At 38.1% G+C, this 14,151-nt stretch carries 13 protein-coding genes, 2 rRNA genes and 1 riboswitch; of the genes, 14 read left to right on the top strand and 1 reads right to left on the bottom strand.

Translation table 11 applies throughout. The features are described from left to right. Together ACSG5Z_RS26440 and rrf are read left to right on the top strand one after the other, a co-directional pair. A 23S ribosomal RNA gene (locus ACSG5Z_RS26440) occupies window positions 1-177 on the top strand; the annotation flags it as partial. Window positions 178-226: 49 nt separating this feature from the next. Further along, window positions 227-342 (top strand): 5S ribosomal RNA (gene rrf / locus ACSG5Z_RS26435). Between the two features lie 43 nt (window positions 343-385). On the opposite strand, the gene ACSG5Z_RS26430 is transcribed toward rrf, so the two are convergent. Beyond that, window positions 386-652: a hypothetical protein gene (locus ACSG5Z_RS26430; RefSeq protein WP_087982199.1), complete on the bottom strand. Its 267-nt coding sequence runs from the start codon at window positions 650-652 to the stop codon at window positions 386-388. A gap of 250 nt (window positions 653-902) precedes the next feature. After that, a riboswitch (purine riboswitch) is annotated at window positions 903-1,004 on the top strand. A gap of 110 nt (window positions 1,005-1,114) precedes the next feature. On the opposite strand from ACSG5Z_RS26430, the gene purE reads away from it, so the two are divergent. The 12 genes from purE (at window position 1,115) to purD (ending at window position 14,093) form a co-directional block, all read left to right on the top strand. After that, window positions 1,115-1,600 carry a 5-(carboxyamino)imidazole ribonucleotide mutase gene (gene purE / locus ACSG5Z_RS26425; RefSeq protein ID WP_000839368.1) on the top strand — a complete coding sequence of 162 codons (486 nt, stop codon included), beginning with the start codon at window positions 1,115-1,117 and terminating at the stop codon, window positions 1,598-1,600. Then, on the top strand, window positions 1,597-2,748 hold the full coding sequence (gene purK / locus ACSG5Z_RS26420; RefSeq protein WP_088061521.1) for a 5-(carboxyamino)imidazole ribonucleotide synthase: 1,152 nt from the start codon (window positions 1,597-1,599) through the stop codon (window positions 2,746-2,748). The genes purE and purK overlap by 4 nt, the downstream gene beginning before the upstream one ends. Further along, the gene (gene purB, locus ACSG5Z_RS26415; protein ID WP_000625686.1) at window positions 2,745-4,052 is read left to right on the top strand and encodes an adenylosuccinate lyase; all 1,308 of its coding nucleotides are present in this window, start codon (window positions 2,745-2,747) and stop codon (window positions 4,050-4,052) included. The genes purK and purB overlap by 4 nt, the downstream gene beginning before the upstream one ends. A gap of 88 nt (window positions 4,053-4,140) precedes the next feature. Further along, window positions 4,141-4,860 carry a phosphoribosylaminoimidazolesuccinocarboxamide synthase gene (purC, locus tag ACSG5Z_RS26410; RefSeq protein ID WP_087982204.1) on the top strand — a complete coding sequence of 240 codons (720 nt, stop codon included), beginning with the start codon at window positions 4,141-4,143 and terminating at the stop codon, window positions 4,858-4,860. Beyond that, on the top strand, window positions 4,853-5,107 hold the full coding sequence (purS, locus tag ACSG5Z_RS26405; protein WP_000278821.1) for a phosphoribosylformylglycinamidine synthase subunit PurS: 255 nt from the start codon (window positions 4,853-4,855) through the stop codon (window positions 5,105-5,107). The genes purC and purS overlap by 8 nt, the downstream gene beginning before the upstream one ends. Further along, window positions 5,104-5,787, top strand: a complete 684-nt coding sequence (gene purQ, locus ACSG5Z_RS26400) for a phosphoribosylformylglycinamidine synthase subunit PurQ (RefSeq protein ID WP_000666772.1) — start codon at window positions 5,104-5,106, stop codon at window positions 5,785-5,787. Before purS ends, purQ begins: the two co-directional genes overlap by 4 nt. Continuing rightward, window positions 5,771-7,990 (top strand): phosphoribosylformylglycinamidine synthase II, encoded by a 2,220-nt coding sequence (purL, locus tag ACSG5Z_RS26395; RefSeq protein ID WP_435712553.1) that lies wholly within the window; start codon window positions 5,771-5,773, stop codon window positions 7,988-7,990. Before purQ ends, purL begins: the two co-directional genes overlap by 17 nt. Then, window positions 7,975-9,390 (top strand): amidophosphoribosyltransferase, encoded by a 1,416-nt coding sequence (gene purF, locus ACSG5Z_RS26390; RefSeq protein ID WP_000879030.1) that lies wholly within the window; start codon window positions 7,975-7,977, stop codon window positions 9,388-9,390. The genes purL and purF overlap by 16 nt, the downstream gene beginning before the upstream one ends. A gap of 101 nt (window positions 9,391-9,491) precedes the next feature. After that, window positions 9,492-10,532 (top strand): phosphoribosylformylglycinamidine cyclo-ligase, encoded by a 1,041-nt coding sequence (purM, locus tag ACSG5Z_RS26385; RefSeq protein ID WP_087982210.1) that lies wholly within the window; start codon window positions 9,492-9,494, stop codon window positions 10,530-10,532. Beyond that, a complete protein-coding gene (gene purN, locus ACSG5Z_RS26380) occupies window positions 10,529-11,116 on the top strand; it encodes a phosphoribosylglycinamide formyltransferase (protein ID WP_000088583.1) in 588 nt (195 codons plus the stop codon). The genes purM and purN overlap by 4 nt, the downstream gene beginning before the upstream one ends. A 24-nt stretch (window positions 11,117-11,140) precedes the next feature. Continuing rightward, window positions 11,141-12,676 carry a bifunctional phosphoribosylaminoimidazolecarboxamide formyltransferase/IMP cyclohydrolase gene (purH, locus tag ACSG5Z_RS26375; RefSeq protein WP_087982214.1) on the top strand — a complete coding sequence of 512 codons (1,536 nt, stop codon included), beginning with the start codon at window positions 11,141-11,143 and terminating at the stop codon, window positions 12,674-12,676. A 145-nt stretch (window positions 12,677-12,821) separates the two neighbouring features. Further along, window positions 12,822-14,093: a phosphoribosylamine--glycine ligase gene (purD, locus tag ACSG5Z_RS26370; RefSeq protein ID WP_435712552.1), complete on the top strand. Its 1,272-nt coding sequence runs from the start codon at window positions 12,822-12,824 to the stop codon at window positions 14,091-14,093. Window positions 14,094-14,151 lie beyond the last annotated feature (58 nt).

Raw genomic sequence — 14,151 nt, 5'->3', positions numbered from 1 at the left:
CTATGTGCGGAAGGGATAAGTGCTGAAAGCATCTAAGCATGAAGCCCCCCTCAAGATGAGATTTCCCATAGCGTAAGCTAGTAAGATCCCTGAAAGATGATCAGGTTGATAGGTTCGAGGTGGAAGCATGGTGACATGTGGAGCTGACGAATACTAATAGATCGAGGACTTAACCATATAATATGAAGCAAATGTTATCTAGTTTTGAAGGAATATGCCTTCATAGTTTGGTGATGATGGCAGAGAGGTCACACCCGTTCCCATACCGAACACGGAAGTTAAGCTCTCTAGCGCCGATGGTAGTTGGGACCTTGTCCCTGTGAGAGTAGGACGTCGCCAAGCAAAAACCTAAGTCGATTCGACTTAGGTTTTTTTGTGTTTATTTTTATTTACCAAATGTCATAATCCATAAATTAAATAATCTTAAAGAAGAGAAAAGAATGGAATAGAGGCTGTTTAAAGTACTAGCAATGATTTTTTGTTCTCTAGGTTTTCCGAGTGTTCCTAAAATAATCTTTATGATAGGAAACGTTATTTCTACCACAAGTATATATTTAAAAATGTGGGATGATATAAATAAGTATTCAATCATTACAGCAAAGACTGCGATAAAAAGGAATAAATACGAAAAAAGTGTAGTTCGTTTTTTCATTATTGTCTTCCTTATAAATAAAATGAATATAAATGATATGCTTTATATTAAAGCATACGGAATAAGTATACAAACCGTTATGTGTACAATAGATCTCTAGAAATATAAATTCTAATTTCTTATCCTTCTTGCATATAGTTACAATTATTCTTTTGAATATAACTAAAACACGAACGTTATTGGCGAGTAATAAAAAAACATTCGATTATTTATTGACATTGTTTATGAAATATTGTTAATATAGCCATAGAAAGAATAATATATAAGACCTCATATAATCGCGGGGATATGGCCTGCAAGTCTCTACCTAACGACCGTTATTCGTTAGACTATGAGGGAAAGTCACTCGGTATTTTTCTATTCACAAGGGATACGTATGCCTGAGTAGAGCACTTTCTCTCATAGTAAAAGAGAAACTGTTCTATTTCAGGCTTTTTTTATTTGAATCGGGGGGATTCTAATATGAAATCACTAGTTGGAGTCATAATGGGAAGCACGTCAGACTGGGAAACAATGAAATATGCTTGTGACATTTTAGATGAATTAAATATACCGTATGAGAAAAAAGTTGTATCTGCTCATCGGACTCCGGATTATATGTTTGAATATGCAGAGACGGCTCGTGAACGTGGGTTGAAAGTTATTATTGCTGGAGCTGGTGGAGCAGCGCATTTACCAGGGATGGTTGCAGCGAAGACGAATCTTCCTGTAATCGGAGTTCCAGTTCAATCAAAAGCGTTAAACGGCTTAGATTCATTATTATCCATCGTCCAAATGCCAGGAGGGGTTCCAGTTGCAACTGTTGCAATTGGTAAGGCTGGTTCAACAAATGCTGGTTTACTTGCTGCACAAATACTTGGATCATTCCATGATGATATACATGATGCATTAGAATTGAGAAGAGAAGCAATTAAAAAAGATGTGCGCGAAGGTAGTGAGCTAGTATGACGAGAATCATTTTACCTGGAAAAACAATCGGCATTATTGGAGGCGGCCAGCTAGGAAGAATGATGGCATTGGCAGCTAAGGAGATGGGATATAAAATTGCTGTTTTAGATCCTACAAAAAATTCACCATGTGCACAAGTTGCTGATATTGAAATTGTTGCACCATATGACGATTTAAAAGCAATTCAGCATTTAGCGGAGATCAGTGATGTTGTCACATATGAATTTGAGAACATTGATTATAGATGTTTAAAATGGCTTGAAAAACATGCTTACTTACCGCAAGGCAGTCAGTTGTTAAGTAAAACACAAAATCGTTTTACAGAAAAGAATGCGATTGAGAAAGCTGGGCTACCAGTAGCAACGTATAGAATAGTTCAAAATCAAGATCAGCTTACTGAAGCAATCACTGAGTTATCATATCCTTCCGTCTTGAAAACGACGACAGGCGGATATGATGGGAAAGGTCAAGTTGTTTTAAGAAGTGAGGCTGACGTTGATAAAGCGCGAGAGCTTGCGAATGCAGCAGAGTGTATTTTAGAGAAATGGGTGCCTTTTGAAAAAGAAGTATCAGTTATTGTGATTCGTAGTGTAAGTGGTGAAACGAAAGTATTTCCGGTAGCGGAAAATATTCATGTAAATAACATTTTGCATGAATCTATCGTTCCAGCTCGCATTACAGAAGAACTTTCTCAAAAAGCAATTGCTTATGCAAAAGTGCTCGCGGATGAACTAGAACTTGTGGGAACACTAGCGGTAGAGATGTTTGCTACAGCTGATGGTGAGATTTATATTAATGAATTAGCACCAAGACCTCACAATTCAGGACACTATACACAGGATGCATGTGAAACGAGTCAATTCGGTCAACATATTCGAGCAATCTGTAATTTACCTCTTGGAGAAACAAATTTGTTAAAACCAGTTGTCATGGTAAACATTTTAGGCGAACATATAGAAGGGGTCCTAAGACAAGTGAATAGATTAACCGGGTGCTATTTACACTTGTATGGAAAAGAAGAAGCAAAAGCGCAGCGAAAAATGGGGCATGTTAATATTTTAAATGATAATATTGAAGTCGCTCTAGAAAAAGCGAAGAGTTTGCATATTTGGGACCATCAAGAACAACTGTTGGAGGGAAAAAGATGATTAGTCGTTATACACGCCCAGAAATGGGTGCAATTTGGACGGAAGAGAACAAATTTAAAGCATGGTTAGAAGTTGAGATTTTAGCTTGTGAAGCATGGGCTGAGCTTGGCGATATTCCAAAAGAAGATGTTAAAAAAATCCGTGAGCATGCATCATTTGATATTGATCGTATTTATGAAATTGAAAAAGAGACACGTCATGACGTAGTTGCATTCACTCGTGCTGTATCAGAAACACCAACATTAGGTGAGGAACGTAAATGGGTTCATTACGGTTTAACATCTACAGACGTAGTAGATACAGCGCTATCTTACATCTTAAAACAAGCGAATGAAATCATATTAAAAGACTTAGAAAACTTTGTAAGCATTTTAGCTAACAAAGCGAAAGAGCATAAATACACGATCATGATGGGAAGAACACACGGTGTTCATGCAGAACCAACAACATTTGGTTTAAAACTTGGTCTTTGGTATGAAGAAATGAAACGTAACGTAGAGCGTTTCAAACAAGCTGCTGATACAGTTCGCGTTGGTAAATTATCTGGTGCGGTTGGTACATACGCAAATATCGATCCATTCGTAGAAAAGTATGTTTGTGAAAACTTAGGATTAGAAGCAGCACCAATTTCAACACAAACATTGCAACGTGATCGCCATGCTCATTACATGTCAACACTTGCACTAATCGCAACATCTATCGAAAAGATGGCAGTTGAGATTCGTGGTTTACAAAAGAGTGAAACACGTGAAGTTGAAGAGGCTTTTGCAAAAGGCCAAAAAGGCTCTTCTGCAATGCCACATAAACGTAATCCAATCGGATCAGAAAATATGACTGGTTTAGCTCGTGTTATCCGCGGTTATATGATGACAGCATATGAGAATGTTCCATTATGGCATGAGCGTGATATTTCTCACTCTTCGGCAGAACGCGTAATTTTACCAGATGCTACAATCGCATTAAATTATATGTTAAATCGTTTCGGTAATATCGTTAAAAACTTAACTGTATACCCAGAGAATATGAAACGCAATATGACAAGAACATACGGCTTAATTTATTCTCAGCGTGTAATGCTTACATTAATCGACAAAGGTATGGTACGTGAAGAAGCTTATGATATCGTACAGCCTAAAGCGATGGAAGCTTGGGAAACACAAGTGCAATTTAAAGAGCTTGTAGAAGCTGATGAGCGTATTACGAGCAAGTTATCACAAGAAGAAATTAATGAATGCTTCAACTATGAGCATCATATGCAACACGTTGATACAATCTTTGAACGCCTTGGGTTAAATGAAGCGTAAAATTTCATATGGCACAGAATAGAGTCATTCTGTGCCATTCTTTATAAAAACATTATTCACATTTTTCAAACTACAGGGGGCTTGCGAAATGCAAAAGCTAGAATTGCTGTATGAAGGTAAGGCAAAAAGAATTTATCGTACAGAATCAGCAGATATGGTTTGGGTAGAGTACAAAGATAGTGCGACTGCTTTCAATGGGGAGAAAAAAGAGACGATTACAGGAAAAGGTCGTTTGAACAATGAGATTACAACTTTATTGTTCAGAAAGTTACAAGAAGTAGGAATAAAAACACATTTTGTAGAGAAGTTATCTGAAACAGAGCAACTTGTTAAAAAAGTGAGTATTATTCCTCTAGAAGTTGTCACAAGAAATGTAATTGCAGGAAGTCTTTCAAAACGATTAGGAATGGAAGAGGGAACTGTACTTGCAGAACCGATCGTAGAATTTTACTTCAAAGATGATGATTTAGGAGATCCGCTTGTAACGGAAGATCATATTCGTGTATTAAACGTTGCATCACCAGAGCAAGTAAGCGTATTACGAGATATGGCTCTACAAATCAATCAAGTGTTGATTGATCATTTCGCAAGCTGTCGTGTAAGACTAGTAGATTTCAAATTAGAGTTTGGTGTAACAGATGAAGGAAAAATCATTTTAGCAGATGAAATTTCACCAGATACTTGCCGTTTATGGGATGAAACGAGCAATGAAAAATTTGATAAAGACGTATTCCGTCGTGACCTTGGAAATTTAACAGAAGCTTATGAAGAGATTTTAAAACGTTTAGGGGGAATTTCACATGTATAAAGTTAAGGTATATGTAACATTAAGAGAAAGCGTATTAGATCCACAAGGAACAGCAGTAAAAGGGGCACTTCATAGTCTTTCGTTCACAGAAGTACAAGACGTTCGAATCGGAAAATATATGGAATTAACAATTGATAAATCAGTATCTGACCTTGACGCAAAGGTAAAAGAAATGTGTGAAAAACTATTAACAAACGTTGTAATGGAAGACTTCCGTTATGAAGTTGAGGAGGTTGTCGCACAGTGAAATTTGCAGTCATAGTATTCCCAGGTTCGAACTGTGATGTCGATATGTTCCATGCAATTAAAGATGAGCTTGGTGAAGAAGTAGATTACGTTTGGCACGATAGAGAGAATTTAGATGAATATGATGCAATTTTACTACCTGGTGGATTCTCTTACGGTGACTATTTACGTTGTGGTGCTATTTCTCGCTTCGCGAATGCAATGAAAGCAGTGCAAAAAGCTGCTGAGCAAGGAAAGCCGATTTTAGGTGTATGTAATGGATTCCAGATTCTTGTTGAATCAGGATTACTACCAGGAGCGTTAATGAGAAACGAAAACTTAAAATTTATGTGCCGAACAGTTCAGCTGCGTGTTGAAAATAATGAAACGATGTTTACATCACAATATGAAAAAGATGAAGTAATCAATATTCCAATCGCGCATGGTGAGGGGAATTACTATTGTGATGAAGAGACTCTTAAACAATTAGAAGAGAATAATCAAATCGCATTCCGTTACGTAGAAAATCCGAATGGAAGTGTTTCAGATATTGCTGGTATTGTAAATGAAAAAGGAAATGTACTTGGTATGATGCCACACCCAGAGCGTGCTGTAGATGAATTACTTGGCGGTGCTGAAGGGTTAAAAGTCTTTCAATCTATCTTAAAACAGTGGAGGGAAACATATGTCGTTAATGCTTGAACCAAATCCAACACAAATTAAAGAAGAGCGCATATATGCGGAAATGGGGCTAACAGACGAAGAGTTTGCCATGGTTGAAAAGATTTTAGGCCGTCTGCCAAATTATACAGAAACAGGATTATTCTCTGTTATGTGGTCTGAACATTGCAGTTATAAAAATTCAAAACCAGTACTTCGAAAATTCCCAACAACAGGTGAGCGCGTTCTGCAAGGACCTGGGGAAGGTGCTGGAATTGTAGATATCGGTGATAATCAAGCGGTTGTATTTAAAATGGAAAGTCATAACCATCCTTCTGCTATTGAACCATATCAAGGAGCAGCAACAGGCGTTGGTGGTATTATCCGTGACGTATTCTCTATGGGAGCACGCCCGGTAGCTCTATTAAACTCACTTCGCTTCGGTGAATTACAGTCACCACGTGTGAAATATTTATTCGAAGAAGTAGTAGCAGGGATTGCAGGATACGGTAACTGTATCGGCATTCCGACTGTTGGCGGCGAAGTACAATTTGATCCATGTTATGAAGGAAATCCACTTGTAAATGCAATGTGCGTAGGCTTAATTAATCATGAAGATATTAAAAAGGGGCAAGCGCACGGTGCTGGAAACACAGTAATGTACGTAGGAGCATCAACTGGTCGTGACGGTATTCACGGTGCAACATTCGCATCTGAAGAGTTATCTGAAAGCTCAGAAGCGAAGCGTCCAGCAGTTCAAGTAGGAGATCCATTTATGGAAAAACTTCTTATTGAAGCTTGCTTAGAACTTATTCAGTCGGATGCACTTGTTGGAATTCAAGATATGGGTGCAGCTGGTTTAACATCATCTTCTGCAGAAATGGCAAGTAAAGCAGGTATGGGTATTGAAATGTACTTAGATGATGTACCACAACGTGAAACAGGAATGACACCATATGAAATGATGCTATCTGAATCACAAGAACGTATGCTAATCGTTGTGAAAAAGGGTAGAGAGCAAGAAATAGTAGATTTATTTGAGAAGTATGGTCTTGCAGCCGTTACGATGGGGAAAGTAACGGAAGACAAAATGCTTCGCTTATTCCATAAAGGTGAAAAGGTAGCTGAAGTACCAGCAGATGCTCTTGCAGAAGAAGCACCAATTTATCATAAGCCATCAAAAGAAGCAGCATACTTTGCTGAATTCCAGGCAATGAAAATGGAAACACCAAAAGTAGAAAATTATAAAGAAACGTTATTCGCTCTATTACAACAACCGACGATTGCAAGTAAAGAGTGGGTTTATGATCAATATGATTATCAAGTTCGCACAAGCACAGTTGTTACACCAGGTTCAGATGCAGCAGTTGTACGTGTACGCGGTACAGAAAAAGGATTAGCAATGACGACAGATTGTAACTCTCGCTACATTTATTTAGATCCAGAAGTGGGCGGTAAAATTGCAGTAGCAGAGGCAGCGCGTAATATCGTATGTTCTGGGGGAGAGCCACTTGCAATTACAGATTGCTTAAACTTCGGTAATCCAGAAAAACCAGAAATCTTCTGGCAAATTGAGAAATCAGTAGATGGTATGAGTGAAGCTTGTCGCATATTACAAACGCCAGTTATCGGCGGAAACGTATCAATGTATAACGAACGTAGTGGTGAAGCTGTATACCCAACACCGACAGTTGGGATGGTTGGACTTGTACACGATTTAAAACATGTAACAACACAAGAGTTTAAGCAAGCTGGCGATTTAGTTTATATCATCGGAGAGACGAAAGCTGAGTTTGGTGGAAGTGAATTACAGAAAATGATTCACGGCAAAATTTTCGGTCAATCACCAAGCATCGATCTAGACGTAGAATTAAAACGTCAAAAACAAGTATTAGCAGCAATTCAAGCTGGTCTTGTTCAATCTGCTCATGATGTTGCAGAAGGTGGTTTAGCAGTTGCAATTACTGAGAGTGCAATTGGTGCAAATGGTTTAGGTGCTACTGTGAAATTAGATGGAGAAGCAACAGCGGCATTATTTGCTGAATCACAATCTCGCTTCGTTATAACTGTAAAACGTGAAAATAAAGAAGCGTTTGAGACGGCGGTAGAAGCAATTCAAGTTGGAGAAGTGACAAATACAAATGAAGTAACAATTCATAATGAAGAAAATGAAGTATTACTTACAGCAAATGTAGATGAAATGAGAAAGGCTTGGAAAGGGGCAATCCCATGCTTGCTGAAATAAAGGGGTTAAATGAAGAATGTGGCGTTTTCGGAATTTGGGGGCATGAAAATGCAGCACAAGTTTCGTACTACGGATTGCATAGTTTACAGCACCGTGGACAAGAAGGCGCAGGCATCGTCGTAAATAATGGTGAGAAAATCGTCGGTCACAAGGGGTTAGGTTTAATATCGGAAGTATTTTCAAGAGGTGAGCTAGAAGGCTTAAACGGAAAATCAGCAATTGGACACGTACGATATGCGACAGCTGGCGGAAGTGAAGTTGCTAACGTTCAACCATTATTATTCCGTTTTTCTGATCATAGTATGGCATTAGCTCATAACGGAAATTTAATTAACGCAAAGATGCTTCGTCGTGAATTAGAGGCAGAGGGAAGTATTTTCCAAACAAGTTCAGATACAGAGGTACTTCTACATCTCATTAAACGTAGTACGAAAGATTCTTTAATTGAAAGTGTAAAAGAAGCTCTAAATAAAGTGAAAGGTGCGTTTGCATATCTTTTACTAACTGGAAATGAAATGATCGTTGCGCTAGACCCGAATGGATTCCGTCCTCTTTCAATTGGAAAGATGGGAGATGCTTACGTTGTAGCATCAGAAACATGTGCTTTCGATGTAGTAGGTGCAACATACATTCGTGATGTAGAACCAGGTGAATTACTTATCATCAATGATGAAGGAATTCATGTAGATCGTTTTACAAATGAAGTAGATCATGCAATTTGTAGTATGGAGTACATTTACTTTGCACGTCCGGATTCTAATATTGCAGGTATTAACGTCCATGCAGCACGTAAAAACATGGGAAAACGTTTGGCGGCAGAAGCTCCTATTGAAGCTGATGTTGTTACTGGTGTACCAGACTCTAGTATTTCAGCGGCAATTGGTTATGCGGAAGCCACAGGAATTCCATATGAGTTAGGATTAATTAAAAATCGTTACGTTGGACGTACGTTTATTCAACCTTCTCAAGAACTGCGTGAGCAAGGGGTTAAGATGAAGCTTTCAGCAGTAAGAGGCGTAGTTGAAGGAAAACGAGTTGTGATGATTGACGATTCTATCGTAAGAGGAACGACGAGTAAACGAATTGTTCGTATGCTTCGCGAGGCTGGAGCGACAGAAGTCCATGTAAGAATTGCTTCACCACCTCTTAAGTATCCATGTTTCTATGGCATTGATATTCAAACAAGAAAAGAATTAATCGCAGCAAATAATTCAATAGAAGAAATCCGTCAAATCATCGGAGCAGATTCTTTAACGTTTTTAAGTGAAGATGGATTAGTAGATGCAATTGGACGTCCATATGAAGGGAAATACGGCGGTCTATGTATGGCGTACTTCAATGGAGATTATCCAACAGCTCTTTATGATTATGAGCAAGAGCTTTTAGAAAGTATGAAATAAGAAGAAAAAAGCTTCTACTTCTTTTGATGTAGAAGCTAGCTTCTTTCTTAAAATGGCCCGCCCTGAATAGGGAGAAATTAAAAGACGAGGTGTAGATAACGATGGCGAATGCATATAAGCAAGCAGGAGTAGATATTGAAGCTGGATATGAAGCGGTATCTCGCATGAAAAAACACGTACAAACAACAATGAGAAAAGAAGTACTAGGCGGTCTAGGCGGTTTTGGAGGTATGTTTGATTTATCAAAATTTGCATTAGAAGAACCTGTATTAGTATCTGGAACAGATGGCGTGGGAACAAAATTGATGCTCGCTTTTATGGCAGATAAACATGACACAATTGGTATTGATGCAGTAGCAATGTGTGTAAATGATATTGTTGTCCAAGGAGCAGAGCCGCTTTTCTTCCTTGATTATATTGCTTGTGGTAAAGCTGAACCTAGTAAAATTGAAAACATCGTCAAAGGTATATCAGAGGGCTGTCGCCAAGCTGGTTGTGCATTAATTGGTGGAGAAACAGCTGAAATGCCAGGAATGTATTCTATGGAAGAATACGATTTAGCTGGTTTTACAGTTGGAATTGTTGATAAAAAGAAAATTGTAACAGGTGAAAAAATTGAAGGTGGTCAAGTATTAATTGGCTTAGCATCTAGCGGTATTCATAGTAATGGTTATTCTTTAGTACGAAAATTATTACTAGAAGATGGAGAACTATCTTTAGATCGCATTTACGGACGCTTAGAACTACCTCTTGGTGAAGAATTATTAAAACCAACGAAAATTTATGTCAAACCTATTTTAGAACTATTGAAGAAATATGAAGTATACGGTATGGCGCATATTACAGGTGGCGGATTCATTGAAAATATTCCACGTATGTTACCAGAAGGAATCGGTGCAGAAATTGAATTAGGATCTTGGAAAATTCAACCGATCTTCAGTTTACTTCAAGAAATGGGAAAACTAGAAGAGAAAGAAATGTTCAATATTTTTAACATGGGTATTGGTATGGTAGTAGCGGTGAAGGAAGAAGAGGCAAAAGATATCGTTCGTCTTCTTGAAGAGCAAGGAGAAACAGCTCGTATTATTGGACGTACTGTACAAGGAACTGGCGTTACCTTCAATGGGGGCACGGCACTATGAGTAGATTAGCAGTTTTTGCTTCTGGAAGCGGCTCTAACTTTCAATCTCTCGTTAATGCGGTAGAAGAAAAAAGATTGGATGCAGAAATTAGTTTATTAGTATGTGATAAACCAGAAGCACGTGCTGTTGGACGGGCACATTATCATCATATTCCGTGTTTCGCCTTTTCAGCGAAAGCATATGAGTCAAAAGAAGCATTTGAAAAAGAAATATTAAAGAAGCTAGAAGAGTATGAGATTGATTATGTCATTTTAGCTGGATATATGCGTTTAATTGGGCCGACTTTATTAGGAGCGTATGGTGGGAAGATTATTAATATTCATCCGTCACTATTACCGAGTTTTCCTGGTAAAGATGCTGTCGGTCAAGCGTTAGAAGCAGGTGTGAAAGTAACTGGAGTAACAATTCATTATGTAGATGCAGGTATGGATACAGGTCCAATTATTGCGCAAGAAGCAGTAGTTGTTTCTGAAGGGGATACGAGAGAAAGCTTACAAAAGAAAATTCAACAAGTTGAACATAAATTATACGTAAATACAGTGAATCAAATTGTTCAGTCTGCGAAAGAAACAACTGTTAACTAACATACAACCAGGGGTGAAGGATAAATGAAAAAGCGTGCATTAGTAAGTGTTTCAGATAAAACAGGAGTAGTAGAATTTGTTAAAGGTTTACTAGAACAAGGGATTGAAGTTATTTCAACAGGTGGTACGAAAAAATTACTAGAAGAAAACGGCTTACAAGTAATCGGTATTTCTGAAATAACTGGTTTCCCGGAAATTATGGATGGACGTGTAAAAACATTACACCCAAATATTCATGGTGGGCTATTAGCGGTTCGTGATAATGAAACGCATGTAGCACAAATGAATGAATTAGGTATTCAAGCAATTGATTTTGTTGTTGTTAACTTATACCCATTTAAAGAAACAATCGCTAAGCCTGATGTAACATTTGCTGATGCAATTGAAAATATTGATATCGGTGGTCCAACAATGATTCGCTCTGCTGCGAAAAATCATAAATTTGTATCGGTAATTGTAGATCCAGTAGATTACGATGTTGTATTAGCAGAACTGAAAGAGAACGGTGAAGTAAAAGAAGAAACAAAACGTAAATTAGCAGCGAAAGTATTCCGTCATACAGCGGCATATGATGCGTTAATCTCTAACTACTTAACAGAGCAAATGGGTGAAGAAAGCCCAGAAACATTAACAGTGACATTTGAGAAAAAACAAGATTTACGCTATGGAGAAAATCCACATCAAAAAGCAACCTTCTATAAAGCACCATTCGCTGTAACTTCTTCTGTTGCATACGCAGAACAATTACACGGTAAAGAATTATCTTACAACAATATTAATGATGCAGATGCAGCACTTAGTATTGTAAAAGAATTTACAGAGCCAGCAGTAGTAGCAGTAAAACATATGAATCCATGTGGTGTTGGAGTGGGTACTGATATTCATGAAGCATACACACGCGCTTATGAAGCAGATCCAGTATCAATTTTTGGTGGAATTATTGCAGCAAATCGTGAAATTGATAAAGCTACAGCAGAAAAGTTACACGAAATTTTCTTAGAAATCATTATTGCACCTTCTTTCTCAAAAGAAGCTTTAGAAGTATTGCAAAGTAAGAAAAACTTACGTCTACTAACTGTAAATATTGAAAAAGCGACAAGTGCAAGCAAAAAACTAACTTCTGTACAAGGTGGTCTTCTCGTTCAAGAGGAAGATACGTTATCATTAGATGAAAGTACAATTTCAATTCCGACAAAACGTGAACCATCAGAGCAAGAGTGGAAAGATTTAAAACTAGCTTGGAAAGTTGTAAAACATGTGAAATCAAACGCAATTGTTTTAGCGAATGATAACATGACAGTTGGTGTAGGCGCGGGACAGATGAACCGTGTAGGTTCTGCAAAAATCGCAATTACACAAGCTGGCGAAAAGGCACAAGGTAGCGCACTTGCATCTGATGCTTTCTTCCCAATGCCAGATACAGTGGAAGAAGCAGCAAAAGCAGGGATTACAGCAATCATTCAACCAGGCGGATCAATCCGTGACGAAGATTCTATCAAAGTTGCGGATAAGTATGGGATTACGATGGTGTTCACTGGCGTACGTCATTTCAAACACTAATAGAGGATATTTAAAAAGTCCGGTCAAGATAACTGTCGCATGTCGTCGTTGCTCTTGATCCTCCTTTTTAAACTTTTATTGATATGAAAACAAACTAGGAGCAGAGCTTCTAGTTTGTACTTATTTAAGTATTGGGGGATGAAATATGAATGTTTTAGTAATTGGCCGCGGTGGGCGTGAGCATGCTTTAGCTTGGAAGTTTGCGCAATCTGAAAAGGTGGAAAAGGTATATGTAGCACCTGGTAATGAAGGTATGCGCGATGTTGCAACACCAGTTGATATTGATGAAAATGATTTTGACGCATTAGTTTTATTTGCTAAAGAGAATAAGGTTGAATTAACTTTCGTTGGACCAGAAATTCCGCTTATGAATGGAATTGTTGATCGCTTTAAAGAAGAGGGACTTCGTGTGTTTGGCCCAAATAAGGCGGCTGCTGTTATTGAAGGTAGTAAGGCTTTTACGAAAGAATTGATGAAAAAATATGATATTCCAACTGCGGCATATGAAACTTTTACAAACTATGAAGAAGCAGTACAGTATATTCAAAAAGTTGGTGCGCCAATCGTTATTAAAGCTGACGGCCTAGCTGCTGGTAAAGGTGTAACGGTAGCAATGACGCTTGAAGAAGCATTACAAGCTGTGAAAGAGATGCTACAAGATGTGAAGTTCGGCGAAGCGAGCAAGAAGGTCGTTATTGAAGAGTTTTTAGATGGACAAGAATTTTCATTAATGGCATTTGTAAATGGAACAACTGTGCATCCGATGGTAATTGCGCAAGATCATAAACGAGCTTTTGATGGTGATAAAGGTCCAAATACAGGCGGAATGGGTGCGTATTCTCCAGTACCACAAATTTCGGAATCAGCAGTTCAAGAGGCGATAAAAACAGTATTACATCCAACTGCTAAAGCGATGATTGCAGAAAATCGATCGTTTACAGGGATTTTATATGCGGGACTTATTTTAACAAATGATGGCCCAAAGGTAATTGAATTTAATGCACGCTTTGGTGATCCTGAAACGGAAGTAGTATTACCTCGCTTAGAAAATGATTTAGTTGATGTATGTAACGCTGTATTAAATGAAAGTGAATTAACGTTACAGTGGTCAGAGGAAGCGGTAATTGGTGTTGTACTTGCTTCGAAAGGGTATCCGGAAGCATATAAAAAAGGTGACATTATTAAAGGATTAGATGCACTGAACGATGTAATTGTTTTCCATTCAGGTACAGCGATGAAGCATGGTGACTTTGTAACAAATGGTGGCCGTGTACTATTTGTTGCTTGTAAGGCGGACAGTTTACAAGCGGCGAAAGATAAGGTGTATAAAGAAATCGGTAAAATTGAGAGTGATGGTCTATTTTACCGAAGTGATATAGGATATCGTGCAATTGGTCATGAGATGACGAGAAGCTAGTAATATTAAATGTTTTAGCGGTAAGAAAAGCGGAGAATGAGGTAGTTCATTCTCCGCT

Source organism: Bacillus pretiosus (assembly GCF_051294775.1).
GTDB lineage: Bacteria > Bacillota > Bacilli > Bacillales > Bacillaceae_G > Bacillus_A > Bacillus_A wiedmannii.
Note: the sequence above shows the minus strand (reverse complement) of the source record. Positions and strands in the feature narration are given on the sequence as shown.

What these genes read in the sequence shown, in the direction of transcription:
- ACSG5Z_RS26430 (WP_087982199.1), bottom strand. Translation starts at nt 652, where the DNA reads ATGAAAAAACGAACTACACTTTTTTCGTATTTATTCCTTTTTATCGCA.
- purE (WP_000839368.1), top strand. Translation starts at nt 1,115, where the DNA reads ATGAAATCACTAGTTGGAGTCATAATGGGAAGCACGTCAGACTGGGAA.
- purK (WP_088061521.1), top strand. Translation starts at nt 1,597, where the DNA reads ATGACGAGAATCATTTTACCTGGAAAAACAATCGGCATTATTGGAGGC.
- purB (WP_000625686.1), top strand. Translation starts at nt 2,745, where the DNA reads ATGATTAGTCGTTATACACGCCCAGAAATGGGTGCAATTTGGACGGAA.
- purC (WP_087982204.1), top strand. Translation starts at nt 4,141, where the DNA reads ATGCAAAAGCTAGAATTGCTGTATGAAGGTAAGGCAAAAAGAATTTAT.
- purS (WP_000278821.1), top strand. Translation starts at nt 4,853, where the DNA reads ATGTATAAAGTTAAGGTATATGTAACATTAAGAGAAAGCGTATTAGAT.
- purL (WP_435712553.1), top strand. Translation starts at nt 5,771, where the DNA reads ATGTCGTTAATGCTTGAACCAAATCCAACACAAATTAAAGAAGAGCGC.
- purF (WP_000879030.1), top strand. Translation starts at nt 7,975, where the DNA reads ATGCTTGCTGAAATAAAGGGGTTAAATGAAGAATGTGGCGTTTTCGGA.
- purM (WP_087982210.1), top strand. Translation starts at nt 9,492, where the DNA reads ATGGCGAATGCATATAAGCAAGCAGGAGTAGATATTGAAGCTGGATAT.
- purN (WP_000088583.1), top strand. Translation starts at nt 10,529, where the DNA reads ATGAGTAGATTAGCAGTTTTTGCTTCTGGAAGCGGCTCTAACTTTCAA.
- purH (WP_087982214.1), top strand. Translation starts at nt 11,141, where the DNA reads ATGAAAAAGCGTGCATTAGTAAGTGTTTCAGATAAAACAGGAGTAGTA.
- purD (WP_435712552.1), top strand. Translation starts at nt 12,822, where the DNA reads ATGAATGTTTTAGTAATTGGCCGCGGTGGGCGTGAGCATGCTTTAGCT.